The following is a 25,018-nucleotide window of genomic DNA, read 5'->3' as shown; positions in this document are numbered from 1 at the left end:
TGCATTACATTCAAGACCGTGGCTCTGTCCACAACTGGGCTAGCCGTGAACGGGGCCGACCACGTGCACCAGGATAGTAGTTCATGCCCAATGGGGACTCAGCTACCCAAGGTCGCCCAAGTCGTCTTCATGGTGCCGAACTCTAGATCCGACGGCCGACGAATCCAGCAGAAGGATAGCCGACCCAAGGCCGGCGGCGCGTGCCAGCAGACCAACGACCAGATATACGGGAAAGGATTTATATCCATCCAATTCCGCGCGGACAAACGACCGTCAATACACCAGACGTCTATGCAGCCAGCTCGAGCGATCGACCAGCAACTATCGGGGCGAGGCGCAGCTATCGACAGCGCAGGAGTTGACGTCGGGAATCGACTCCATCATAAGAGACCAGAAAATGTCAGGTGACGTACCGAGTATCTGGGAGCCTTAACCTGACCATCCCGGCGCACCTAGCCAGATGGTCGAAACATTGAAACAGCGACCTCGAGTACACGACGAGAGTCGGCACACCCCTCTACTACACGAGACCCCGTTAGACATACTGAGGATCAGAAAGTGGTCCTCAAGCGAGCCAGTTAGTCGAAATCCCCCATCTGGAATCGACGAAACGTCCGTGCCTACACGAGTCCAGCTTCCTCGCCCAAACACCCTCATTGGACCCAAAGAGAACTACGGTCCCGAACTCCGCGGCTTACGCCGACGCTGCGCGTTTCAAGATCGACTACGGTTCGATAGCGATCGGGTATTGTGACTCCCAACGACGAAGTAGGACCCATTCGAACGATAGGCGGCCAAAGATGAGCCACAGTGCAACCCGACTAACTTGTTTTGCGATGATTGCGGCCATCGAACTTGATATTAGAGATAAGATTCTTATCGAACTCGGCCATCTAGACATGGAAGACCTAATCTCTGCAGAGCAGATAAAGAAATCCACCGACAGGATGGCGAAAGAGGGGACTACACGAGCAAAGAACCTGTCTTCACTTCTATCATTTCTCGATTTTGCCGAGAGCTACGAGATTCTACAAAGTAATATGAATCAGCTTTCGCAAAACACCGCTCAAGGCCTAAGCAATATAAAGCCGTACTTTCAATACATAGTCGCGATTCGCAATCGAGTCGCACATAATCGACCTATGGAAATCGACGATGCGTCAACCCTTATCGATGCAGCAAAATGTTTAATTCGGCACAACTCCAGCGATTGGCCAGAAGTACAATCGATTCTAGACCGACTCGAAAACGATCCTTCATTCGTCTTGGGACTTACAATCAGTCTTCCAGCAGATCCCGATAACGTACCCCAGCACAATCTACCAGTCCCAGACTTCGATGAAACCGGGTTCTTCGGAAGACAAGGCGAGCTTAGAAGAATTAAAAAGGCCATCAAAGGCGCATACCCGGTGGTATCGATTCTCGGAGATGGAGGCATTGGAAAAACCTCCATCGCGCTGAAAGCCGCTTATGATCTACTCGACGATCCGAAACAACAATTTGACGCATTTGTTTGGGTAACCGCAAAGGCAACGGTCTTGACTCCAAACGAGATTCAACGCATTAATGGAGCCATTGAGACCTCGCTAGGGCTAATTGGATCGGCGGCGAAAGAGCTATCTGGCGTTGAATACATTCCAAACCCCGTTGATGAAGTGCTCGAATATATGGAGAATTTCAGAGTTCTCCTGATCCTAGACAATTTAGAAACAGTCCTTGACAATCGGCTTCGATCGTTCCTGCTGGAACTACCCATAGGCAGTAAAGTGATTGTAACTAGCCGTATCGGTCTTGGAATCGAAAATCCGGTTCAGCTGTCTCCATTGGAACCATATGAATCGGCGCGACTGCTCAATGCTTTGGCTCGAATCCGAGACGTTAAACAACTAAAGGCGCTGAGACAAGACGATATAGAGCGACTTGCAAACAGCATGCAAGGCCATCCAGCTTATATTAGATGGTTTGTCGCAGGAGTTCAGGCGGGCTACAGGCCGGAAGAGTTGCTAGGAAACAACGAACTACTCCTGGACTATTGCATGTCTAATGTCTATGAGTACCTGTCAGATAATGCGAGAGCGACTCTTCGTTCAATGCAAGTATTGCAAGGACCGAAGAACCAGGCCGAGCTAGCATACCTCAATGACTTTACAGCGGATGAAATTCAACGATCTCTACTCGAACTGATCACGACCAACTTCACTGCAATGACTAGCCAAACTAGTGGATATAGCCTAGACACGGCCTACGAGCTGTCAGATTTTTCTCGGCAGTATCTAGAGAAACATCATCCAGCCGAAGCCTCCGTGCGCAACCTCTTTTTCCAGAGAAACGAAGAACTACGCAATTTGGGAATTGAGGTATCTGCGGAAATCACTACCTCGCCGTTAGCGCCTACTAGCGTTTATGTCCGAAACGCAGGAGACTACCACGCCGCTGGCCTCCTGCGCCGTGCGATCACCGATATTTCAAATGATACCGACGCAGCTCTTGCTCTTTGCACCGAAGCGCAGAAACTTGCACCGGGATATTTCGAAGGATGGCGCGTAGAGGGGCTCGTTAGAAGCTTGGCTCAAGACCTGTCTGGGGCTCTAGCGGCATACGAACGTGCCGTCGAACTAGCTCCTGAGAATGCTGCGGTCCTCTTTCATTTCGGAGACTCTCTATTGAACGTCGCAGGTGAACCTCATAGAGCTCTAGAATTGCTTCAAGGAGCATCTAGAGCCACATCTGCGGATTCCGATATATCGGGGCAAATCGCATGGGCACACTTCTGCCTCAAGGATTACGACTCTACCATCGTCGTTTCATCTGAACTCGCTAAGAGTGACATCGCTCATATAAGTCATCAACGCGCGGCCACCACCCTTGCACTTCGAGCAGTCGCCGCAGCCATTAATGAAAAGATAGCAATCGAGGATTATGATGAGGCGGTTGCTGTCCTCGAATCAGGAGTGGACCTTTTGGAGCACCTAGATTCACGCGTATTCACTGACGAAACAGTCGACCGCATATTGCAGCTGCATAATTTGTCTGAAGATTTGGCGGAAAAAGGCATTGGCTATCCTGCCAAACAATCGCGCATTTTTAGTTCCCGACTTTCAGGTGTGTTGCAGTCAGACCAAGAGTTTTCTACAAGAACCCTCGGGTCTGTAGTTGCCTTGTTTGAGGACAAAGGATACGGGTTTTTCCAATGTCCTACAGGAAAATACTTCTTTCATATCTCTCAGTTCCTCGACCGATCAGATTGGGAGTTCTTAACGGAGGGCGACCTGTGCACTTTTGAGCCTTCTCAAAGCAACAAAGGGGATCGCGCATCGGGCATTCGTCTATTGAATCGAGGTTAGAAGCGATATCCGGCTATGAACCCATTTGAATAGAGCTGTCTTTAGCCTATTTAGACAAGCGTTCAAACTCGGGTGAGATATCACATCGCGTCGTCTGACAAGTTTGGATTTACCGGGACTATAGTTAAAATAACACAAATGAGCCGACCTGTAGGGAATTAAGCCTTGACAACAGGCGTCAATCGAAACTGAGTATAATTTCGCAAAATTATTGATTACTGGCCTAAGGGCTTTACTATTGCAATTTACAGTGTGGCCAATAACCGCTTCCCTGCATCGGCAGAGTTCTACGTCAGAACTATCGCGCGCGCCACCGCCTTCTTCTTGCACATGCGAAAACCCTTAGCGACCGAGGCACACATCCTCTACGGAGATCAGAGAACTTTTAATCTTCTCGGCACAGATACCAAATTCGCCCGCTTCTCTAGAGTTACCGGCCCCAGGAGATGACGACGTTATCAAATTAGCCTAAGGCGTTGGCCTCGAACTCAGCCGAGCCAATGGGCACAAGAGTCGGCGCGCCTCTTTTCGCCGCGACAAGGAGGTGGAAGAGGTTGAGCGTGAACGAATAGGCGTTGTCGATGAGCCGAGTTCGCAACGACTTCACCGCAGCTAATGGCTCAACCGGAACGATCTCAGCCCAGCACGAGCCGACGGACTGAGTCAGGCAGTCCGCCAGCAGCCTCGGCGATGAGCGACTCCTCCGAATCCGCACCGGCGCGGATGTACCGTCCAGTGAACGCGTCCAATGTCCCCGAGGCCAAAGCCACAGCCAGATCGGTGACCTGCTCGGTTGAGGTCCAATCATCGCCCTGACGGAAATCATGCACGGGCATCGACTTCGTCATGGCGGTCTCAACGACACCGGGTGCCATCTCGAAGATCCGCAGCCCCTTCTCGTGTCCGAAGTGCACGACCGAATCGGCGAGGCGGAACAGTGACGCCTTCGACGCCGAATACACGGCATACGCCGGCGTGCCCTTCGCTCCCGACCCCGAGTTGAGGTCGATGATGCGGCTGAGACGGCCGGTCGCCTGGGCGCCCGCCATCAATATGGGCGCAAAGACGTTGATCATGAGCGCGACGCCGAGCACGTTCGCGTCGACGACGCCCTTGAGGCTCTCCGGATCAGCGTCCCACAGTGGCCCCTCGGTCGACTCGATGCGCCCCGCATTATTGATGAGCACCTGTAGCCGCTTGCCCGTCGACTTCTCGAGTTCAGCGACAGAGTCACGCAGCTGGTTCACCACAGTGATGTCATCAGTGCGCAGACCGACACCGGTCACCGTTCCCCCGGTCGCCTCAGCGATCTCATCTGCCGCAGCTTCCGCCTTCTCCGCCGAGGTCGCCGTCACGATCACGTCATAACCGGCACCAGCGAATGCTTCCGACAGGTGGCGTCCGATTCCGCGGGCACCACCGGTGATGAGCGCAATCGTCTCAGACGGAACCGCGGTTACTTCTGAGGACCCATCGGTCGTGGGCGTGTTGGTGCCGTAGGGCAGCTTCTCGGACATGATCGGGACTCCTCGGTGTTGGTCGGGTGCGGGTGGTCAGTTGTCCAGGTGCGCGGAACAGGTGCTCACGCCCGCGCGTTCGGTTGCTCGCGTGCTCGCTGCCGCGAGGCAGTGAGCAGTTACGGCAGAGCCCGGTCGAACCACTCTAACGGTTGACCGGGCTCTGTGACGCACTGTTCTCAGCTGCGGACTTCGGCGCCGTGACGTTCGGCGGCCAACTTCGTCGCCGCTTCACGCATCGCCGAGGCCTCATCGGCTTTGAGCGTTCGGTCCGGGGCGCGGAAGGTCAGGCGGAACGCCAGCGACTTCTTGCCCTCGGGCAGCTGGTCGCCGGTGTAGAGGTCGAAAGTCTCGAGCAGTTCGAGCTCCTCCCCGGCACCTTCGCGCAACGTCGCGGCCAGAGTCTGCGTCGGCAGCTCGGCATCGACGATGAGGGCGACATCCTGACGCGACACCGGGTAGGTCGACAGCGCACCATCCCAGGCGCGCAGGTCATCCTGAGCCAGCAGTGCATCGAGGTCAATCTCGAAGGAGACGGTCCTCGCGGGCAGACCGAGGTTCTCGCACACCTTCGGGTGCAGCTCACCTGCATGGCCGAGCAACTGACCGTCGGCAAGAACGAACTTCGCCACGCGACCGGGATGCCACGGGGCGATCTGGTCGGCCTCGACGGTGACCTCGAGTCCGTTGACAGATGCGATCCGGCGCACGGTGTCGATGACGTCGGTGGCCTCGGCCTTGCGGCCCTTGCCCCAGACACCGGGCATTTCGGCGTTTCCGGAGATGATGCCCGCGTAGTGGTAGGGCTGGTGCGGCACCGATGCGTAGATCTTTTCAAGCTCGGCATCGCTCGGGTGGTATCCGGGCAGGTGACGCGGTCCGGGACCTTCAGGCAGACCCGCCGAGGTGGACACCAGTCCCGCTTCGAACAGCGCGACGTCCTTCGCCCCGCGGCCCTGGTTGCGGACCACGAGGTCGACGAGCGTCGAGAGCAGGTTGGTGCGCATGAGCGGCAGGTCTTCGGACATCGGGTTGGCCAGGCGCACGTGCTTGCGGCGCACGTCATCGGCCTCGAGCCGCAGCTGGTCATCCCGTTTATCGTTCGTAAACGGGTAGGACAGCACCTCGGTGAACCCGTCGGCCGCCAGCAGATTCGAGATCCGGCGACGCGTCTTCTGCGCCACCGTCAGACCGTTGCCTGCCCGAGCGGCGGGCTGAACGGACGGAATCCGGTCGTAGCCGCCGGTGCGGGCGACTTCCTCGATGAGGTCGACGTCGTCGGTGATGTCGGTGCGCCAGCTGGGCACGGTCACCGACACCGCCTCATCGTCCTTAGTCGACACAGTTGCGCCGATGCCCTCGAGCAGTGAGGTCACCTCGGCGGTTGTGTACTCAACACCGACCAATGCGGCTACGCGCTCGACCGGGAGTTCGATGACGGTTGCCTCGGGAGCCTGCCCGATCTGTGTGGTCGCTGGGCTGAGCGTTCCGCCGCCGAGTTCGACGAGCAGGTCCGCGCAGCGACGAGCCGCCACGGGTCCGAGCCACGGGTCGACGCCGCGTTCGAAGCGACGCGAGGCCTCCGACGACAGCTTGTGGCGGCGTGAGGTGCGGGCAATCGAGATCGGGTCGAAGTGAGCGGCCTCGATGACGACGTCGGTCGTCTGGTCGTTGACCTCGACGTCGGCGCCGCCCATGACGCCGGCCAGACCGATGATCTTTCCACCCTTGCCAGTCGCACCAGAACCGCGGTCGGTGATGAGCAGATCCTCGGGATCGAGCGTGCGCTCGACATCGTCGAGAGCCGTGAACTTCTCCCCCGCACTCGCACGGCGCACGACGATCTCGTCGCCGAGCAGCGAAGTGTCGTAGGCGTGCAGAGGCTGGCCGAGTTCGAGCATGACGTAGTTCGTGACATCGACAGTCAGGCTGATCGGGCGCATGCCGGCCTGCTGCAGGCGACGCTGCATCCAGAACGGAGTCTTCGCAGCCGGATTCAGCCCGGTGACCTGAAGTGCGGTGAACTGGTCGCAGCCGGCCACCTCGTTGATGGGGTTGTCGTCCTCAACCGTCACCGGGAATCCATCGTCGGTGGCAGCGTTGGTGGGGGTTACCTCGGCGGATCCGATATCGGTGAAGGTCTGGCCCTTCATCTGCGCGTATTCGCGTCCGATGCCGCGCATCGACAGCTGGTAGCCGCGGTCGGGGGTGACGTTGACGTCGAGGGTGACCTGGTCGAGACCGAGCAGCGCGATCGCATCGTCGCCGGGCTCGCCGGTCAGCCCGAGATCGGAGAGCACGATGATGCCGGAATGATCCTCGCCGAGGCCGAGTTCCTTGGCCGAGCAGATCATGCCGTCGGACTTGTGACCGTAGGTCTTCCGCGCAGCGATGGCGAAGTCACCGGGCAGGACGGCTCCGGGCAGGCAGGCGACGATGAGGTCGCCGGGCACGAAGTTGTGCGCACCGCAGATGATGCCGCGGCTGGGCACCTCGGGACCGGGCTGCGGGTCCTTCGGATCGTCGAGATCCTCGTTGTGTTCGGGGCCGACGTCGACGCGGCACCAGTTGACGGTCTTGCCGTTCGAGTGCTCTTCCTTGACGAGTTCGAGGACCCGGCCGACGACGAGGGGGCCGGTGATCTCGGGGCCGAAGAAGTCCTCCTCCTCGAGTCCGATGGCCGCGAATTCGGCAGCGAGGGCATGGGGGTCGGTCTCGGCTGGGAGATCGACATAGTCGGCCAGCCAGTTCAGTGGGACGCGCATATCAAGCCTTCATTCCGAAACGGGCCGAGAAGCGCACATCGCCTTCGACCATATCGTGCATATCGTTGATTCCCTCACGCAGCATCAGGGTGCGTTCGATGCCCATGCCGAAGGCGAAGCCCTGGTAGACGTCGGGGTCGATGCCGGCGGCGCGCAGCACGTTGGGGTGGACCATTCCGCAGCCGCCCCATTCGATCCAGCCGGGACCGCCGACCTTGTTGGGGAACCAGAAGTCCATCTCCGCGCTCGGTTCGGTGAACGGGAAGAAGCTCGGGCGCAGACGGGTCTTCGACTCAGGCCCGAACATCTCGCGGGCGAATCCGTCGAGGGTGCCCTGCAGGTTGGCCATGGTCAGGCCCTTGTCGATGGCGATGCCTTCGATCTGGTGGAAGACCGGGGTATGGGTGGCGTCGAGCTCATCGGTGCGGAAGGTCTTGCCCGGGCACACGACGTAGAGCGGCACGCCGCGCTGCAGCAGGGAACGTGACTGCACCGGTGAGGTGTGGGTGCGCAGGACGAGGCCGGCCTCAGGTGGGTCGACGAAGAACGTGTCCTGCATCTGGCGGGCCGGATGGTCGGGTCCGAAGTTGAGCGCGTCGAAGTTCAGCCATTCAGATTCGATCTCGGGGCCTTCGGCGATCTCCCAGCCGAGGCCGACGAAGTAGTCGGCGGCCTGTTCCTGGATGAGGCTCAACGGGTGGCGAGCGCCGAGGCGGCGACGATCGGTGGGCAGGGTAACGTCGATGGCCTCTTCGATGAGGACGGCCGCATCGCGTTCGGCTTCAAGCTCGGCCAGACGTGCGTCGTGGGCCTGCTTGACCACTCCCCTGGACTTGCCGACGATCTTTCCGGCGGCGGCCTTATCGGCCTTGTCGAGTGAGCCGATGGCTCGGTTGGCGAGCGCCAGCGGGGCTTTGTCGCCGGTGTGGTCGATCTTCGCCTGCTTGAGCTCGTCGAGCGTCGTCGCATCCGCGAAAGCCTTGAGTGCCGCGTCGACGGCCTGCTTCACGGCCGACTCGTCCAAGGGGTCGAGTTGGTCTGTCATCAATGTCCTTTTGTCCGTACTTGCCCGCAGCTGAGGGGACGTCGTTTCTCTTCGCCTGCCAGTCTATCGTCTCCCCCGGCTGGGCCCAGGTCGGGTCCGCTGGGTGGGTGGGCCGCCTCGGTGGGCGCCGAGGCGGCCGTGCGGTTGCGCACGTCAGCTGGGTGGGTGGGCCGCCTCGGCGTCGGTGGTGTGGGGCTGGTCATAGGGATCGAGCCGCGTGAGGCGTAGGGTCGGGCACATGACGACACAACGTGCATCAGATGTCATGGTCAGAGCCCTGGAGAACGAAGGCGTCGAGCGGATCTTCGGCCTTCCCGGCGAGGAGAACCTCGACTTCGTCGACTCCCTGCGGAACTCATCGATCGAACTCATCCTCACCCGGCATGAGCAGGCGGCCGCGTTCATGGCCGCCACCTACGGTCGGCTGACCGGCAAGCCCGGGGTCGTGCTCACGACTTTGGGGCCCGGCGCGCTCAACCTGGCGACCGGGGCCGCGTACGCCCACCTCGGCGGGATGCCGGTCATCATGATCACCGGCCAGAAGGGCATCCGCACGGCCGAGCAGGCGGCGTTCCAGATGGTCAACACGGTGGCGACGATGGAACCGCTGACGAAGGTGAGCAAGCAGATCACCTCGGCGGCGATGATCCCGACGATGGTCCGGGAGGCGTTCCGCGCCGCTCAGGCCGAGCGTCCGGGACCGGTGCACCTCGAACTGCCCGAGGACATCGCAGGGATGCCGGTCGACGGGTTCGAGCTCATCGAACCGCATACGAACAGTCGGCCCGTCGCCGGGGACACGGCGATTGCGAACGCCGCGAACGTCATCAAGGAGGCGAAGAACCCGCTGCTTATGCTCGGTGCGGATGCGTCCCGGGCGTCGTGCAGTGAGGCGCTGTCGCGTTTCGTCGCCGAGAGGCGCATCCCCTACGTCACCACGCAGATGGGCAAGGGATCAGTGTCGGGGTCGTCGGATCTGTACATGGGCACGGCGGCCCTGACGTCCGGTGACTATGTCCACGACGCGATCGATGCGGCCGACGTCATCGTCACCATCGGTCACGATACGACCGAGAAACCGCCGTTCACGATGGATGAGACCGGGCCGACCGTCGTGCACATCGGGTACCGTCCCGCCATCGTCGAGCAGGTGTATTTCCCGCAGTTCGAGGTCATCGGTGACCTGGGCCCGTCCCTGGATAAGCTCGCCGAGGTGCTCGGGTCTCCCGTGCCCACCGCCGAGGCGCTCCTGCCGATGCGCGATGAGATCCTCATCAAGATCCACGAGGGAGCCGATGAGGATCGGTTCATCCCGCAGCGGATCGTCCAGGAAGTCCGCGACGTCGTGCCGACCGATGGGATCGTGGCCCTGGACAATGGGATGTACAAGATCTGGTTCGCCCGCAATTACCGCACGACCAGGGCGAACACTCTGCTGCTCGACAATGCTCTGGCGACGATGGGCGCCGGGCTGCCCTCGGCGATCGGGGCGAAGTTGACCTACCCGGAGCGTCGCGTCATGGCGGTGGTCGGTGATGGCGGGTTCATGATGAACAGCCAGGAATTGGAGACCGCTGTCAGGCTCGGGCTGGACCTCGTCGTGGTCATCCTCGAGGACAACGCCTACGGCATGATCCGCTGGAAGCAGGCCGCGGACGGATTCCCCGACTTCGGGCTGACCTACGGCAACCCCGACTTCGTCAAGTACGCGGAGTCGTATGGGGCCACCGGCACCCGCGTCGATGATGTCGACAGCATCAGCGATGCCCTGGAGGATGCGTTCTCTGTCGGTGGCGTGCACGTTGTCGTCGTGCCCATCGACTATTCGGAGAACAAGCGCGTGCTCATCGATGAGTTGGGGAAGCGGTGAGGTGCTGATTTTTGGTACTTCCGACCCTGATCGGCCAGTAGGTCAATTGATACGGTCACGCATCTTCACGATTCTGCTGGGGGTCTCCGCGATGTGTGCGTGGGGATCTCTCGGCGAGATCACCAAAGCCGTCCTCCGGGATCGACCGATCGATTCACTGCTCTGGACAGTCCCGAGGGGTTTAGCGAACGAAGACTAGCCAGGTCAGTCATTTCGAGGAACCCAGATCCACCCTTCTCTTCGCGCACTCGACTTCAATTCAGTGGGAGCCGGCTCGCATCTGCCCAGATAGGCTTCCAGTGCGATGATGGCGGCGAGCACTGCGTCCAGCGCATTGTCATCGGCGACGCAGAAGTCTCTGTGCCCATTCCACTCCAAGTTGGGAAATTTCGCGGACAGGTCGTCAACCAACTGGTGCCGGACTTCAGAGTTCTTCTGTCCTTTGTAACCACGATGTTGCAGGCCCCACGCTTTCAGCGCTGCCGCAGGATAGACCTCATAGACGACACCTGACCCGTCTCGAGCGGCTGAGACGCCCTCTGCCCTCAGGTGTGCCTCAATACCGGCCCAGCGCATTGCCGCATAAGCAATCCGCTCGGTAGCTACGCTCAATGGCCAGACACCGGTGCAGCGTTGGACGGACCGGTCAGTCTCCCTCAGCGCCAGCCCCCGTCGCCATTCGCGGTCGGTGGTCACCGGCGCGGACAGATGTCCACTGGCGTGGTCGGACACGAACTCGACGAATCTCTGTGGCCAGCCAAGAGGCACGTCAATACCTGTCCGACCTGCCTGAACAATTGTGTCCCGGATCGCGTCATCGTCGGCGCCAAGAAGAAGTTCGTCAATTGTCATTCGCGCGTTGAGGGATTCCCGCTCGCCAACGTTGAGTATGGCGAGGCCAGTGCGGTCTGCCTCGGCTGCGAGGTCGACTCCGGCAACTCTCATCCCGACCTTCTTTCCATGAGTATTCACGGGGCCATCTGCCCGCTTCACGGAGGTATCGACGACGGACGCCGTTTACTGACCAGTGTTATCAGTACGCCGGCGGGCGTTCAGGTGATTCGAACGGATAGCGTGCCCGGAAGTCATCGGCGATCTCGCCCATGGTCACGATCTTCACACCGTCGTGCCCGCCGATGTAGTCCAGCAGACGTTCGAGCATGAGCAGCACCTGCGGACGGCCGGACACGTCCGGGTGGATCGTGATCGGGAAGATCGCATAGTCGAGTTCGCGGTAGACCCAGTCGAACTGGTCGCGCCACAGGGTCTCGATATCGCGCGGATCGACGAACCCGTGGCTGTTCGGGCTGCTCTTCACGAACAGCATCGGTGGCAGGTCGTCGACGTACCAGTTCGCGGCGATCTCGACGAGGTCGATCTCCTTGCCGTGTTTGAGCGGCTTCATCCACGTTCCGGCGACTGCGAATAGTCGATCGGCGTCCATTCGTCGCCGGCGATGGAGTAGTACGGCACGAAATCCTTGTGGCTCTGGCTGTGGTCGTATTCGAAACCGAACTTCTTGAGCAGCTCTGGAGTGTATGCGCTCAGCTCCCACCACGGGGCGACGTAGCCACGCGGCTGGCTGCCGGTGAGGTTCGTGATGAGCTCGACGGACTTCTCCATGACGATGTCTTCCTGACGGTTCGTCATTGCGACGGGGTTCTCGTGGCTATAGCCGTGGGCGCCGATCTCATGTCCGTCGTCGTGCACCATCTTGCATTGGTCAGGGAAGGTCTCGAGCGAATGACCGGGGATGAACCAGCTTGCCTTGAGATCGCGGCGTTTGAGCATCTTCAGCAACCTGGGAACTCCGATTTCGCCGGCGAAGATGCCCCGCTGAATGTCCGAGGGAGAGTCTTCCCCGCCGTAGGAACCGAGCCAACCTGACACTGCATCGATGTCGATGCCGAGCGATACGAAAATCTCTTTGGCCATCTTGCGAATCCTCCGTCGAGTCGAAAGTGAGAACGCGGATTCGCTGCGGGCGAATGCCGCGATGCTGTGAGTCTTTCACCGAAGTGTGATCTGCGCAATAGGTGTCTCACCAGGTCAGAGACCTTGCTACTCCGCTAGGAAACTCCCGTGCTCACTCCACGGTGATTCCGAGTTCCGAGGCGAAGAGTTCAGCGAAGAGCATGAGCTGAGTGTCGTCGATGGTCGCTCCGCGCAGAGAGTGGGCTCCGGAGATCTTGTGCGGTTCCAAGCCCCGGATGTCGACGTTGCCGAGGGTGACGCCTTCGCATTGGAAGACGCCGACGCTGCTTCCCGGGAATGCGACCCGGCTGGCCTTAGCTCGGTCGAGGTCGATCTCGTCGATCTTGCAGTCGCGGAACTCGACGTCGGTGAGCTTCGACTCCCGCAGGTTGAGGTAGGAGATGCGGCAGTTGGTGAATCGCACTTTCTCCCACACGCTGTCATAGACAACGCCGGCACCGATCCGCGTTCCAGAGATCGCTGTGTGCAAAAGGTTTCCGCGGGGCATGCTCCAGGTGTCGGCACGGCAGTCCATGATCTCCGTTCCGGAGATCCTGGCCCCGGTGAGGTCGATCGGAGCTTCGGCGTCGCCGAAGTTCACGTTCGTCATTCGACAGTCGAGGAACGTCGCTTGGGTGGCGTCCGCCTCGGCGAGGTTGAGGTCGCTGAACTCCATCCCTTCGAGGAATTCCTCGGGACCGATATCACCGAGGAAGCCCTGAACCAGATCGTCGAGGCTGAGCTTCGGTGGGCGCGGAGATTCGGTGGCCATAGTGCCACCCTAACGGCTCCTACGGACACGGCATTTCATCCAACAGTAGACGCAGACAAAACCCCACCGGAGCAGTTTCATTTCAACGAGCCAGATGTCTAGATCGCTCTAGACGCCCCTGTCTAACCTGCACTAGACTTAAGAAATGAAGCGGACGGCTGTTCTCAAGAAGCTCAAACAAGCAGCCAAAGCAGCCGGGAAAGATTTTTCGTTGACCGAACTCACCAACCACACAGGTGTCACGGTCGGACAGACCCGATCCACGCTCGGTCGGCACAGTGAAATCGACGATGTCACTGCACGAAAATTCTTTGATCAGTACGCGAAGGAACTCGGGAAAGGATGGTGGCGGAAGTGACATACACAGTCGAAGCAACCCGCAACGGATCCTGGTGGTCATTGCAGTGCCGTGAAGTCCCCGGAGCACTGTCACAATCCAAATCACTCGCGGAAGCCAAGAAGATCATGCCGGAAGCTATCGCTTTCGTTGCCGATGTTCCCGAAACGGCAGTTGAAGTCACAGTTGTTCCAATCGTTCCCAGCGCCGCCCAAGAGCATCTGCAAGAGGCAGCCAGACTGAGAGAAATCGTTGCCACCGCTAATAGTCAGGCAGCGTCCGAGTCACGTCAGGCTGCCGAGGAGCTGCGCAAATTGGGAATGACTGTGCGGGACATCGGTGAGACCCTGGGCGTTTCCTACCAAAGAGCCAGCCAGCTCTTGGCCTCTGCTTCCTGAAAATCGGTACGCGCAGGAGCATCACTCGAACTGGGCACAGGCGATCGAAAAGACCGGACGGGGAGCGCAATGATGACGGACGATGAGCTTGCCACCTCGCTCAGCCACCTGCTCGAGAGCAGTGACGCAGCAGCCGCCACTGACGAACCCGACATCGAAGCTCGGATCCGGCGGCTCGTCGGCATCGTCGCCGACAAGCGTCTGGCCGTCCCTGGCGACATCATCGACACGCTCGGCGCTTGGCGCGGCTGGCGGGCGTACGATGACTACCTCGATTTCGCCTACAACCTCGCTCGCGTCAAGCTTCACAGCCCGTCGGCAGGGAAGCCGATCGTCGGTGACGGTGAGGAGCTCTACTGGCCGTTCTTGGCTCTGCTCAAGTCTCACGGTGTCGATACCGGGCTGGGCGAACTCGCAGCCTCCACCGGAGAATTCGGACTAGCACTCGCAGACATCTGCTGGAGCGCCGCAGAAGCAGAGCAACTCGACATACCGTCCGACCTCGCCGATCTTCTGGTGCACTGGCTGCCTGAGGCCGACGAGGTGACAGAAACCAGTCGCAGAAGGATGTCGGCCGCAATTCTCAGGCACCACGTCGACTCCGATCCAGACGCTACCTGACGATGGAAAATGGGTAGACTGCACTCGGAGGCCGAAGGTCGCAAGATCAAGGTCCTCCCTTCCGTTGCCTGCCCCGGTCTCGGCCGGGGCAGGTCCGCCTCTTGACAGACCTGCCCGAGTCCGCAGCCCGCCTAGCCCCTCACATCCGCTGGTTCCGAGCACTCTCGTAAATGCACACCCCGGCAGCGGTGCCGAGGTTGAGGCTTTCGGCCGAACCATAGATCGGAACAGCGACAGACGCATCACACAACGACAAATCCTCGGCGCTCATCCCCCACGCTTCATTGCCGAAGACCCAGGCGGTCCGTGCGGTGAGATCCAGCCCGGTGTCCCACGGGTGGTGAAGATCGTGGGCTTCGTCATTGGCGTCGGCGGCGAGCACCTGCAGCCCACGGGCACGGGCCAGTTCGGTCACCTCGGACAGGCCGACTCCGGTGACGACGGGAATGTGGAAGAGCGAACCGGCGGTCGACCGCACGACCTTGTCGTTATAGACATCCACCGACGACGACGTCAGCACCACGGCATCGGCGCCCGCAGCATCGGCCAGTCGGATGATCGTGCCGGCGTTGCCCGGATCACGCACCTGCGACAGAACGACAACGAGCTGAGCTTCCTTGTCGAGCACCGAGGTCAGATCCACGTCGAGAGCCTTGCACACGGCCACGACCCCTTGGGAGTTCACGGTTGATGCGAGCTCGGTGAGCACCTCACCGGTGACGATGCTGCACTGCATGCGACCGTGCTTCGCCGCGGAGACGAACGAGGAATGCTCCTCGGCGGCCTCCTCGGTGATGAACAGCTCGACGACGGAGCCCTTGCGCGCCAGTGCCTCCCGCACGGCCTGCGGACCCTCGACGAGGAACTGCCCCGTGGCCTTGCGGTCGCGGCGTTTGAGCAGCTTCGCGGCGTTCTTGATCCGCTTCGACTGAGGTGAGGAGATGACGTCAGGGAGTTTCATGAAACCGTGTTCTCGATCCGTTGAGTGCTGAAGTGGAAGAAGCGGGGCCTGAGGAGACAGGAGGGAATCTGGGGACCAGGCAGGTCCTGGCAGAAAGACCGACGGCCCCGAACCTGCAGTTCGGGGCCGTCGTCGATCACCGAGGCGATCGGTCAGTCACTTGGTGACCGGAGTCTTGAGTTGACGCTGCTCAGGCGGCGTCGGTCTTCGCTGCGTTGACGTCAGCAGGAAGAGCATCCTTGGCGACCTTGACCAGGTGCGCGAAGGTGGCCGAGTCGTTCACGGCGAGCTCGGCGAGCATGCGACGGTCGACCTCGACTCCAGCGGCCTTGAGGCCCTGGATGAAACGGTTGTAGGTCATGCCGTTGGCGCGGGCGCCGGCGTTGATGCGCTGGATCCAGAGACGACGGAAGTCGCCCTTGCGCTTGCGACGGTCACGGTAGCTGTAGACCAGCGAGTGGATGACCTGTTCTTTGGCCTTGCGGTACAGGCGCGAGCGCTGTCCCCGGTAGCCGCTTGCCCGGTCGAGGATGACCCGGCGCTTCTTGTGAGCGTTGACCGCTCTCTTCACACGTGCCACGTGTTACTCCTTTGAAAAGTTCGTATCTACCGGCGGTGCCGGACTCTGGTTCAAGCTGAGACAGCCGATGTCGACTGCCCGTGGGAGTTCCCGGCTGCTGCCGGAAAGCGAAGACCCGAAAGGGGTCTCACCTGCCCTTGAGCTTGCCCAGAAGCTTGCGGGCCTTGGCGCGGTCGCCACCGGTGATGACCTGGTCGGTGGACACGCGGCGCTTACGAGCCGAGGTCTTGCCCTCGAACTTGTGCTGGTTGTTCACGCCTTCACGCATGATCTTGCCACTGCCAGTCACGCGCATGCGCTTCTTGGCGCTGCTGTTCGTCTTCTGCTTCGGCATAGTGCCGTTCTCCTTTGCAATTCGTTGCCGACGTCGACCGCCTGCAACTACTTCACACGCACAGTCCAGGACGGGCCTGGAACGCGACGTACTTAATTTCTCACGCGTCCGGGCGAGCTGAGTTCTTCTCGGCAGCGACCCGATCGCGACGGGACTTCACCTCAGCGGACTTGCCCTTGGCATCAGCTGATGCCTTCCGGGCTTCCGCCTTGGCGTCAGACTTTGACTTGTGCGGGGCGATAACCATCACCATGTTGCGTCCGTCGACTCGCGGTGAGGATTCGACGGAGCCGAGGTCGGACACATCTTCGGCCAAGCGGTTGAGCAGCTTGATGCCCATCTCGGGCCGGGACTGCTCACGTCCGCGGAACATGATCATGACCTTGACCTTGTCGCCGCCTTCGAGGAAGCGGGTGACGTGGCCCTTCTTCGTCTCGTAATCGTGTTCGTCAATCTTGAGACGGAAGCGGATCTCCTTAAGCGCAGTGTTCGCCTGGTTCTTCCGGGCTTCTCTGGCCTTCTGGGCAGATTCATATTTGAATTTTCCGTAGTCCATGAGCTTGGCTACGGGTGGCTTCGCCTGCGGGGCTACCTCGACGAGGTCGAGGCCAGCTTCGCCGGCGAGATCGAGTGCCTTGCGAATGGCAACGATACCGACCTGTTCACCATTGGGTCCGACCAACCGGACCTCGGGAACCCGAATCCGGTCATTGATGCGCGTCTCGCTGATGTGTTCACTCCTTTTTGCTCAAATGTGGTCGTGGCAACGAAAAAGGCTCCCGTTGACACATGCCAAGGGAGCCTGCACACACGAGCAGTACGGTAGACGTACGTTCGGTGAATACACCTCGATCTGCACTCATTCGGACAATGCCCGAAGGACAGATCTTTGGACCCGATCGCTCTTCGCGATCAAGGTGGGAGACAGACTCCGCTTCGCACCAGCTACCAGTGTACTACGCTTCATGACTCTTCGCACATCGAGGCCCTGGTGTGATCGCCACGTTGATTTATATGTCAAGCTTATGGCATGAGTTCTGAAGAATCTGTTCCCGCCGAGGCGATCGCCGACGTTACGCGCGACATCGCCGAGGTCCCCGCCGTCGAGGTCATCACCTCCAGCGCCGTCCACCTCATGTCCGCCGCCGCCGTCAAGTGCGGCCTGGCCGAGGACACCGCCGAAGGCCACGGCGCCGACCTCCAGGACCTCGATGAGGCCCGCAAGCTGATCACCGCGCTGGCCGGCTTCGTCACCGGCGCCGCCACCGTGATCGGCGACCACCACGCCCGCCCGCTGCGCGATGGACTCCGCAGCCTGCAGCTGGCCTTCCGCGAGGCCTCGGAGATTCCCGACGCCCCCGGCGAAGGCCCCGGAGAGAAGTTCACCGGCCCCGTCCGCTGACGCTCCCCCGCTGACCGTTCAGGCCGCGGCCCTCGATCGACGATCGGGGGCCGTTGTCGTATTCTCATTCGCCGAGGCGGCCGTGTCCTTGCCCGCAGACGTTCACCGATTCACGCTCCGAGACGGCCGATCACCTCGGACATGAGATCGTCTTCGACGTGGTCGAATCCCGGCCCGAACTGGCCGAACCGCAGACCGTTGATCAGCCCGATCACAGCAACCCAGATCGTGATGGTCTCCAAAATCACGTGATCGTCATAGTCGAGACCGAGTTCCGCAAGCCCGTCCCGCAGAGGCTGCAGCGCGGCCTCCATCCCTCGCTGCTCTCTATTGGCCCGTGAATTCTTCGCCGCTGATCCGCTCGCTTTCGCACCGCTCTCAGTTGCCACCTCGGTGTCGTTCTGAGTTGCCGCGATCAGCTCCGCGAGCGTCACCATGATTCGAGTCCCCGGCACCACGGTCTCCTCTCGGGGAGCTTCATAACCGACGATCGGAGTGCCGTAGATGAGCGCCCACCGATTCGGGTAGGCGCGAGACCACTCGAGCATCCTCACGGCGAGAACCTCCACGCTCCGCTCCCCCTCCATGGCTTCGTCGACAGCGTCGGCGATCTGGGTGTAGGCATCGCGGATGAGGATCGTCAGCAGTTCATCGCGGCTCTTCACGTAGCGGTAGACCGCACTGGAGACGACTCCGAGCTCACGAGCGATCGCCCGCAGTGACAACCCGTCGACGCCGTCGTCATCGATCATGCGATTGCCGATGGCCGTGATCTGCGCTTCCGTCTCAATGCGGGCGCGCTGCCGCGGAGTCTCAGTCATGGCTTCACCCTACTTTTCGAGAGCATTGATGACAACAGTGAGCATTGCTCTTGAATTGCCGACCGTCGAGGCCTACGCTGATTCGAGAGAGCACTGCTCTCGCTTATAGTTCGGAGGCATCGGAAGGGATCCGTCATGAAAACAGCACTCGTCATCGGCAATGGTCAGATCGGTTCGGAGATCGCGGCTCAGCTCATAGCGTCGGGCACAGATGTCCGCATCGCCACCCGCTCCGGAAGAGGTCCATCCAGCACCTCGGCCGACGCGACCAACGCGACCGCCCCATCGGAAATGTCGTCAATGACTGGGATGACGACAGTCAGCGCTCCCACTCATGTCAAAGCCGATGCCAGCGACCGCGCGCAGTTAGCCGAGGCCGCCGCCGGCGTCGATGTGATCTTCGCCTGCGCACATGCACCCTACGACAGTCGGAAATGGGAGCGGCTCCTCCCCCGACTCGACGCCGCGGTCCTCGACATCGCGGCTGAACTCGACATTCCCGTGGTCTTCCCGGAATCGGTCTATGCCTTCGCCGGCTTCGACTCCCCGATCACCGAATCCTCCCCGTTCACCCCGTTCGAGGAAAAGGGACGAATCCGACAGCGGCTCATCGAAGCCCGTGCCGCTCATTCGGCAACGGCAGCCAGCGTCATCGCCGGTGATCTGCTCGGCCGAACCGCAGAGAAGTGGTCATCGGTCGTGCGGATGTGCATCACCGAACCGATTTCCGCCGGGCGCCGGGCGATGGTGCCGGCACGCACCGACGTCCCTCACGGCATCACCCTCATCGCCGACCACGCTGCCGCAATGATCCAGGCGGCAGAGGATCTGAAGTCCGTCCCCGCGGGGACGCATCAACTGCGGATCGCACCGGCATCGAATCCGACCCTGACCGAGATCGCCGACTTCACCGCGGACACTCTTGAGCAGAAGCACAAACGTCCGCTCTCGGTCCCACGCTGGGCGACCCGCGCCGTCGGTGCGTTCGAACGCTCCTTCTACGAGCTCAACCAGTTGGCACCGATCTGGTACGAACCCTGCGTCATCGCCTCCAGCGACTTGGCACAGAAGGTCGGAACGACCGACTGGCGCGAAGGTGTGCGGCAGATGCTCTGAGCCGGGTCACGCGGAGACGGCGGTGACATCATTGCGTACGAGCACTGTGTCAGGTAGGACTATTTCTCAATCGTGGAAGTCTTCCGGCTCCGCTGGGATGCGCTTGGCCATGAGACAGAACTTGTGGCCTTCAGGGTCAGCGAGGACGTGCCAGCTTCCTGACGGCACGACGTCAGTCTTCGTCGCCCCCAACGCCACAAGTCGTTCCAGCTCGTCCGCCTGGCTGCGGTCAGTAGGACAAAGGTCGAGATGCAGAACACTGTCCCCAAATGAATCGTTCGAACGCTCGAAGAGAATGGTCGGAGCATTCGGTGCCCCTGATATTGCGATCCCAGTTTCATCCGTGGCAACAACTTCGTACCCCAGCGCTTCGCACCAGAATCGGCTCAGCCGATCTGGGTTTCGGGATTTGACTACGAGATCCCCAATTCGACTCACCATGATCAGCCTCCGAGGTGGATTCCGTTGCCCGGTCCCAGCGGCAGGTCGAAGACGAACCAGATGCCCAGCAGCACGGCCCAGGCCAGCCAGAACGGGATGACGAACGGGAACATACGCGAGATCACCGTGCCCAGCCCAGCATTCGGCTCATAGCGGCGGACGAGGCCGAGGAGGACGATCATGTACGGATTGAGCGGGGTGATGACCTGAGTGGCCGAGTCACCGACGCGGAACCCGGCCTGGATGAACGCAGGTTCGTAGCCGAGCAGGGAGAACAGCGGGACGAACACGGCTGCCATGAGCGTCCACATTGACGAGCCGGAGATGATGAACAGGTTGAGCACACTGGCCAGGAGCATGAAGCCGATGACCGCGGCGAACCCGGTCAGACCGATCGCTTCGAGCCCCGACGCTCCCGCGACGGCGATCCACGAACCGATGCCGGTCCAGTTGAACAGGGCGATGAACTGGCCGAGGATGAACGCGAGGATGAGGAAGGACATCATGTCGATGATCGATTGACTCATCATCCTCACCAGGTCATTCATCGACCGGACGGTGCGCACGACGAAGCCGTAGACGACGCCCATGAGCATGAAGTAGGCGAAGACGATGAACACGATCGACGACAGCAGCGGAGACTCCGGGAGGAAGCCGCCGTCCTCGTTCCGCCATGGTGAGTTCGGGATGAGTACGGAGAACAGGATCACCGCGGTCAGCAGCAGTGCCGCCACGAGCGACCAGATCAGTCCGCGTTTCTCCTCCGGCTCGAGTTCGGCCTTGATCTCGGTGGCATCGTCCTCGCCGGAATCATCTGACGTCGCCGAGGCGTCCCCGTAGGGGCTGTCGGGTGCTTGGTATTCGCGGGCCAGGCCGCTCCCCGAAGCGTTCGCGTATTCGCGGGGCACTCCCTTGCGCACCATGTTCGGTTCGATGAGCCGATCGATGATGAAGCCGGCGATGACGGCCAGAACGATCGACGAGGCGATGTTGAAATAGTAGTTCGAGACCGGGTTGACCGCGGTGTAGTCGGTGTTCGGCAGGGTCTCCATCACCGAGGTGGTGATCCCGGCGAATAGTGCGTCGAGGCTCGTGGGGACGATCGACGTCGAATAGCCGGCGCCGGTGGCGGCGAACCCGCCGATGAGGCCGGCCATCGGATGCCGTCCTGCCGCTTTGAACACAAGCGCGGCCAGAGGCGGAATGATGACGAACGCCGAGTCGGCCATGATCGACCCGACCACTCCGACGAAGCCGACGGCGTAGGGCAGCAGCCATTTCGGACTCTTGCCGAAGGCGATCCGCACGGCCGCGGCGAGCATCCCCGACTTCTCGGCCACACCGACTGCGAGCAGGATCGGCAGCACCGTGGCCAGGGGCGGGAAGCCGATGTAGTTGTCGCCCATCGTCGTGGTCAGCCACGACAGGCCCTCCCCCGTGAACAGTCCCTTGATCGCGATGGTCTCATCGCCGCCGGGGATGGCCACGGTGACATCGGCCATGGCCATGGCGGTGGACACGAGGCCGGTGATGATGAAGAGCCCGAGGAACAGCGTGAACGGTTCGGGCAGCTTGTTTCCGATGCGTTCGATCCAGTCCAGCGTGCGCTGGCCGAAACCGACCTTCCCATCTGTCGTCGTTGACATGAGCGGTCCTTCTTCTCGGAGGCGAGGGGCTGGGTGTGGAGGTGGCGATCTCAGTCGAAGAAGTGCTCGACGTCGATCGCTCCCCCATCGCGGGCGAATTCGTCGGTCACCGCAGCGGCAAGGGCATCGTCGGCGAGGAAGTCCAAAGCCGTGCACGCGAGACCGTAGGCGCCGTCGAGTGCCGCGGATTCGGCGGCAGGGGTCTTCGCGGCTGCGGCGAATTCACGGGTGTGCAGGGCCACTTCGGCGTCGGCGGTCTTGATGAGCGGATGGATGCCGGGAATCCGGTAGGACACGTTGCCGAAGTCCGTGGACGCGGCGATCGATTCGTCGAGGACGCCGGCGGGCAGCGGCTGGCGCCCGCGGGTCTGTTCGTGTTCGGCCCAACGGGCGGTCAGCGCCAGGTTCGTGCGCACGGGCAGCGAGGGCGGGTGGTCGTCCCAGTCGACCCTGACGCCGGTTCCGGTCATGAGTGCGGCACCTTTCGCCGCGTCCTCGACTCGGTCGGAGAGCTCTTTGAGCGTTTCGGGGAACTTCGAGCGGACGTAGCACTGCACGGTCGCGGATTCGGTGATGATCGACGGTCTCGTTCCGCCGTCGGTGATGACCGCGTGCAGGCGGGAGATCGGCGGCATCTGCTGCCGCAGCAGACCGAGTCCCTGGTAGAAGAGGTTCGACGCGTCGAGGGCGTTGCGTCCCATGAAGGGCTGCGCCGAGGCGTGAGCGGCGACCCCTGAGTACGTGACCTTGAGCAGGCGACGTCCCAGCCATACCTGGTCGGCGCAGTCATACCCGTAGCCGTGGACCATGATGGCCGCCTCGATGCCGTCGAAGGCACCGGCCCGGGCCATGACCTCCTTGCCCGAATGCCCTTCCTCGGCCGGGGTGCCCAGCAGCACGACGGTGCCCGGCACGGCTGCGGGGTCCCTCTCGTACAGGGCGTGGAGGGCGAGGAAGGCACCGACTCCGACGGTGGCGATGATGTTGTGCCCGCACGCGTGCCCGATCTCGGGCAGGGCGTCGTATTCGGCGAGGATCGCGATCGTGCGCCCGTGTCCGGATCCCGTCGTCGCCCGCAGAGTGGTCTCCACTCCGAAGAGGCCGTCTCGACGTCGATTCCGTGTTTCTCGAGCACCGAGGCGATCGCTGCGACCGAATCGAACTCCTCGAAGGCGGTCTCTGCCATGTCATGGATGGCGTGGAGCAGACCCCTGAGGTCGCCTTCCGCAGCGTCGAGGCCCTCGGCGACGACGGACCGGCTCGTCTCCGGGGCGCCGGTGAAGTCGGAGGCCCACTCGGCGGCCTGCTCGGCCCGGGCCCGGGTCTGCCGGGCCATCTCGTCGAGGTAGCTGTCGTCCGGCGCGGTCGAGTGACTGAGGTCACGGATTTCGCTCATGGGTCATAAGCATAGGGGCCTTGCCGATCTGACACGCCCGGAACGCTCAGACTTCGACGAGGCGGATGGCCAGGGAATCGATCTTCGCGACGAGGTCCTCGTCACCGGCGACGGCCTCCTGGAACCGGCGCACTTCCTCCGGGGCCACCTCGGACTCGACGCCGAGCGTGATGCCGAGCTCCGGCCCACCGAGGTGAACGCTGTTGCTGCCGGGACTCACACCGATCCGAGCCAGCCAGGGGAAGGACTCGGCGATGGCACGCAGACGCCCGGCCACCTCGGCGTCGGCCCAGGACGGAGTCCAGGGCTGGGACTGCACGAACGCGAACATCGCCGGACGGCGCAGCAGAAATGAGGACTCGGCACCCGGGTCGAGGACGACGAGCTGGGATTCGGCCTCGATCGCCCCGAGGACGAGCCGCTCGGATTCGATCGGCACGGGACGGGCGTCCGAATGCCACGCCGTCAATGGTGGGATTCCGGAGAATCCCGGGGTGCACTCGCGTCCGTCCTCGGCTTGGAGGCGGACCATCGCCATCTCCGAGGAGTTGTCGGCCATCAGCCCGTTCTCCCCGACCTCCTGGTCGAGAGCCATCGGCACGATCGGGGCGTAGAGCCTGGTCCCGGACAGAGCCCGGACGACCTGCTGGTGTGCGGCAGGATCCAGGGGTGCCTGAGCGACCTGGGTCATGGCCTCCAGCAGGGCCGCATCGGCCAGCCCGGTGTCACCGGAGAACGGGTTGGGTTTGAGGTCCCGGCCCGCCCACGCCTGACCGGCGGAATCCGTCGGGGCCTGGGCGTCACCTGCTTGGTCGGCAGATGCGGCGGACCGGGGCTCGTGAGGCTCGGGCGAGTGGCCCGGCTCGTCCGGCCGGCGCGGCTCGTGCGAGTGCGTGCTCACCGGCTCACCGTCCTGCGACGTCGAGGGCTTCTTCCAGGGTGAACTTGCCGGCATAGAGTGCCTTGCCCACGATCGCGGAGTCGACGCCGAAGGGCACGAGCTCACGGAGGGCACGCAGGTCATCGAGGCTCGAGACTCCGCCGGAGGCGACGATCGGAGAATCGGTCTTCTGCGCGAGGTCCTTGAGCAGGTCGACATTGGGACCCTGCAGGGTGCCGTCCTTGCGCACATCGGTGACGACGTAGCGGGAGCAGCCGGCGGCTTCGAGGGTGTTCAGGACTTCGTAGAGGTCTCCGCCTTCCTTCGTCCAGCCGCGGGCGGCCAGGGTGGTTCCGCGCACGTCGAGGCCGATGGCGACCTGATCGCCGAAGCGCGAAATCATCTCCGCGGTCCAGTCGGGGTTCTCCAGGGCGGCAGTGCCGATGTTGACGCGCTCGGCCCCGGTGTCGAGTGCGCGTTCGAGGCTTTCGGTGTCACGGATTCCACCGGAGAGTTCGACCTTGATCCCCACGGCCTTGACGACCTGGTTGAGCAGATCCGAGTTCGATCCGCGTCCGAAGGCGGCGTCGAGGTCGACGAGGTGGATCCATTCGGCGCCGCGGCTCTCGAAGTCCTGGGCGGCGTCGATGGGTGAACCGTAGTCGGTTTCGGTTCCGGCTTCGCCCTGGACGAGGCGGACGGCCTTGCCGTCGGCGACGTCGACGGCGGGGAGGAGGACCAGCTTGTTCGAACTGTCTGTCATTGTGACCTTTCTGCCAGGGCGCCACGGGGTTTGAG

At 61.6% G+C, this 25,018-nt stretch carries 23 protein-coding genes and 1 pseudogene; 8 read left to right on the top strand and 16 right to left on the bottom strand.

What is annotated here, in order from left to right; all coding sequences use genetic code 11:
• The first annotated feature begins 800 nt into the window (after window positions 1-800).
• On the top strand, window positions 801-3,344 hold the full coding sequence (locus BLIN9172_RS02880) for an NB-ARC domain-containing protein (RefSeq protein WP_205751016.1): 2,544 nt from the start codon (window positions 801-803) through the stop codon (window positions 3,342-3,344).
• Window positions 3,345-3,979: 635 nt separating this feature from the next.
• Here BLIN9172_RS02880 and BLIN9172_RS02875 read toward each other — a convergent pair.
• The 3 genes from BLIN9172_RS02875 to BLIN9172_RS02865 all read right to left on the bottom strand — a co-directional run bounded on the left by BLIN9172_RS02875 (window position 3,980) and on the right by BLIN9172_RS02865 (window position 8,671).
• A complete protein-coding gene (locus BLIN9172_RS02875; RefSeq protein ID WP_101553747.1) occupies window positions 3,980-4,861 on the bottom strand; it encodes an SDR family NAD(P)-dependent oxidoreductase in 882 nt (293 codons plus the stop codon).
• Window positions 4,862-5,040: 179 nt separating this feature from the next.
• A complete protein-coding gene (pheT, locus tag BLIN9172_RS02870) occupies window positions 5,041-7,626 on the bottom strand; it encodes a phenylalanine--tRNA ligase subunit beta (RefSeq protein ID WP_101553746.1) in 2,586 nt (861 codons plus the stop codon).
• Window position 7,627: 1 nt separating this feature from the next.
• Complete coding sequence (locus tag BLIN9172_RS02865; RefSeq protein WP_101553745.1) at window positions 7,628-8,671, bottom strand: phenylalanine--tRNA ligase subunit alpha; 1,044 nt, start codon at window positions 8,669-8,671, stop codon at window positions 7,628-7,630.
• A gap of 238 nt (window positions 8,672-8,909) precedes the next feature.
• Here BLIN9172_RS02865 and BLIN9172_RS02860 point away from each other — a divergent pair, with 238 nt between their 5' ends.
• Window positions 8,910-10,541 carry an acetolactate synthase large subunit gene (locus BLIN9172_RS02860; protein ID WP_101553744.1) on the top strand — a complete coding sequence of 544 codons (1,632 nt, stop codon included), beginning with the start codon at window positions 8,910-8,912 and terminating at the stop codon, window positions 10,539-10,541.
• 204 nt (window positions 10,542-10,745) lie between these two features.
• On the opposite strand, the gene BLIN9172_RS02855 is transcribed toward BLIN9172_RS02860, so the two are convergent.
• The 3 genes and pseudogenes from BLIN9172_RS02855 to BLIN9172_RS02845 all read right to left on the bottom strand — a co-directional run bounded on the left by BLIN9172_RS02855 (window position 10,746) and on the right by BLIN9172_RS02845 (window position 13,287).
• A complete protein-coding gene (locus BLIN9172_RS02855) occupies window positions 10,746-11,486 on the bottom strand; it encodes a DUF429 domain-containing protein (protein ID WP_101553743.1) in 741 nt (246 codons plus the stop codon).
• Between the two features lie 88 nt (window positions 11,487-11,574).
• Window positions 11,575-12,476 (bottom strand): annotated as a pseudogene (locus tag BLIN9172_RS02850) (polysaccharide deacetylase family protein).
• A 151-nt stretch (window positions 12,477-12,627) separates the two neighbouring features.
• Complete coding sequence (locus tag BLIN9172_RS02845; RefSeq protein WP_101553742.1) at window positions 12,628-13,287, bottom strand: pentapeptide repeat-containing protein; 660 nt, start codon at window positions 13,285-13,287, stop codon at window positions 12,628-12,630.
• Between the two features lie 145 nt (window positions 13,288-13,432).
• Between BLIN9172_RS02845 and BLIN9172_RS02840 the strand changes: the two genes are divergently transcribed.
• The 3 genes from BLIN9172_RS02840 (at window position 13,433) to BLIN9172_RS02830 (ending at window position 14,643) form a co-directional block, all read left to right on the top strand.
• Complete coding sequence (locus tag BLIN9172_RS02840) at window positions 13,433-13,645, top strand: ribonuclease PH (protein ID WP_101553741.1); 213 nt, start codon at window positions 13,433-13,435, stop codon at window positions 13,643-13,645.
• On the top strand, window positions 13,642-14,022 hold the full coding sequence (locus BLIN9172_RS02835) for a transcriptional regulator (RefSeq protein WP_145997915.1): 381 nt from the start codon (window positions 13,642-13,644) through the stop codon (window positions 14,020-14,022). The genes BLIN9172_RS02840 and BLIN9172_RS02835 overlap by 4 nt, the downstream gene beginning before the upstream one ends.
• 69 nt (window positions 14,023-14,091) lie before the next feature.
• The gene (locus tag BLIN9172_RS02830; protein WP_101553739.1) at window positions 14,092-14,643 is read left to right on the top strand and encodes a hypothetical protein; all 552 of its coding nucleotides are present in this window, start codon (window positions 14,092-14,094) and stop codon (window positions 14,641-14,643) included.
• A 139-nt stretch (window positions 14,644-14,782) separates the two neighbouring features.
• Here the strand turns inward: BLIN9172_RS02830 and BLIN9172_RS02825 are convergent, their stop codons facing one another.
• From BLIN9172_RS02825 to infC, 4 genes are all read right to left on the bottom strand, one after another.
• Window positions 14,783-15,604, bottom strand: coding sequence for a TrmH family RNA methyltransferase (locus tag BLIN9172_RS02825; protein ID WP_101553738.1), 822 nt, complete (start codon window positions 15,602-15,604; stop codon window positions 14,783-14,785).
• Window positions 15,605-15,794: 190 nt separating this feature from the next.
• Window positions 15,795-16,184 carry a 50S ribosomal protein L20 gene (rplT, locus tag BLIN9172_RS02820; protein ID WP_025779787.1) on the bottom strand — a complete coding sequence of 130 codons (390 nt, stop codon included), beginning with the start codon at window positions 16,182-16,184 and terminating at the stop codon, window positions 15,795-15,797.
• Between the two features lie 127 nt (window positions 16,185-16,311).
• The gene (gene rpmI / locus BLIN9172_RS02815; protein WP_101553737.1) at window positions 16,312-16,518 is read right to left on the bottom strand and encodes a 50S ribosomal protein L35; all 207 of its coding nucleotides are present in this window, start codon (window positions 16,516-16,518) and stop codon (window positions 16,312-16,314) included.
• A 100-nt stretch (window positions 16,519-16,618) separates the two neighbouring features.
• Entirely contained in the window at window positions 16,619-17,200 is a 582-nt protein-coding gene (infC, locus tag BLIN9172_RS02810) for a translation initiation factor IF-3 (protein WP_062244102.1), read from the bottom strand.
• 348 nt (window positions 17,201-17,548) lie between these two features.
• Here infC and BLIN9172_RS02805 point away from each other — a divergent pair, with 348 nt between their 5' ends.
• Complete coding sequence (locus BLIN9172_RS02805) at window positions 17,549-17,920, top strand: DUF1844 domain-containing protein (protein ID WP_025779781.1); 372 nt, start codon at window positions 17,549-17,551, stop codon at window positions 17,918-17,920.
• A 110-nt stretch (window positions 17,921-18,030) separates the two neighbouring features.
• Here BLIN9172_RS02805 and BLIN9172_RS02800 read toward each other — a convergent pair whose 3' ends face one another.
• Window positions 18,031-18,741: a TetR/AcrR family transcriptional regulator gene (locus BLIN9172_RS02800; protein ID WP_101553735.1), complete on the bottom strand. Its 711-nt coding sequence runs from the start codon at window positions 18,739-18,741 to the stop codon at window positions 18,031-18,033.
• A 135-nt stretch (window positions 18,742-18,876) separates the two neighbouring features.
• Between BLIN9172_RS02800 and BLIN9172_RS02795 the strand changes: the two genes are divergently transcribed.
• The gene (locus BLIN9172_RS02795; RefSeq protein ID WP_101553734.1) at window positions 18,877-19,857 is read left to right on the top strand and encodes an NAD-dependent epimerase/dehydratase family protein; all 981 of its coding nucleotides are present in this window, start codon (window positions 18,877-18,879) and stop codon (window positions 19,855-19,857) included.
• Window positions 19,858-19,923: 66 nt separating this feature from the next.
• Here BLIN9172_RS02795 and BLIN9172_RS02790 read toward each other — a convergent pair whose 3' ends face one another.
• The 3 genes from BLIN9172_RS02790 to BLIN9172_RS02780 are packed head-to-tail and all read right to left on the bottom strand — an operon-like array spanning window position 19,924 to window position 23,035.
• Window positions 19,924-20,298: a VOC family protein gene (locus BLIN9172_RS02790; protein WP_101553733.1), complete on the bottom strand. Its 375-nt coding sequence runs from the start codon at window positions 20,296-20,298 to the stop codon at window positions 19,924-19,926.
• 2 nt (window positions 20,299-20,300) lie between these two features.
• Window positions 20,301-21,944, bottom strand: a complete 1,644-nt coding sequence (locus BLIN9172_RS02785) for an AbgT family transporter (protein WP_062244090.1) — start codon at window positions 21,942-21,944, stop codon at window positions 20,301-20,303.
• A 50-nt stretch (window positions 21,945-21,994) separates the two neighbouring features.
• On the bottom strand, window positions 21,995-23,035 hold the full coding sequence (locus BLIN9172_RS02780; RefSeq protein ID WP_373270449.1) for an amidohydrolase: 1,041 nt from the start codon (window positions 23,033-23,035) through the stop codon (window positions 21,995-21,997).
• A 107-nt stretch (window positions 23,036-23,142) separates the two neighbouring features.
• Here BLIN9172_RS02780 and BLIN9172_RS18420 point away from each other — a divergent pair, with 107 nt between their 5' ends.
• Window positions 23,143-23,349 carry a hypothetical protein gene (locus BLIN9172_RS18420; RefSeq protein ID WP_257904151.1) on the top strand — a complete coding sequence of 69 codons (207 nt, stop codon included), beginning with the start codon at window positions 23,143-23,145 and terminating at the stop codon, window positions 23,347-23,349.
• 37 nt (window positions 23,350-23,386) lie between these two features.
• On the opposite strand, the gene BLIN9172_RS02775 is transcribed toward BLIN9172_RS18420, so the two are convergent.
• Window positions 23,387-24,295 (bottom strand): SseB family protein, encoded by a 909-nt coding sequence (locus tag BLIN9172_RS02775; RefSeq protein ID WP_101553732.1) that lies wholly within the window; start codon window positions 24,293-24,295, stop codon window positions 23,387-23,389.
• Window positions 24,246-24,983: a bifunctional 1-(5-phosphoribosyl)-5-((5-phosphoribosylamino)methylideneamino)imidazole-4-carboxamide isomerase/phosphoribosylanthranilate isomerase PriA gene (gene priA, locus BLIN9172_RS02770; RefSeq protein WP_101553731.1), complete on the bottom strand. Its 738-nt coding sequence runs from the start codon at window positions 24,981-24,983 to the stop codon at window positions 24,246-24,248. Before priA ends, BLIN9172_RS02775 begins: the two co-directional genes overlap by 50 nt.
• Window positions 24,984-25,018: the final 35 nt, after the last annotated feature.

This window comes from Brevibacterium linens ATCC 9172 (assembly GCF_900169165.1).
Taxonomy (GTDB): Bacteria; Actinomycetota; Actinomycetes; order Actinomycetales; family Brevibacteriaceae; genus Brevibacterium; species Brevibacterium linens.
The sequence above is the reverse complement of the archived record's forward strand: the minus strand, read 5'-3'. Positions and strand labels throughout refer to the sequence as shown.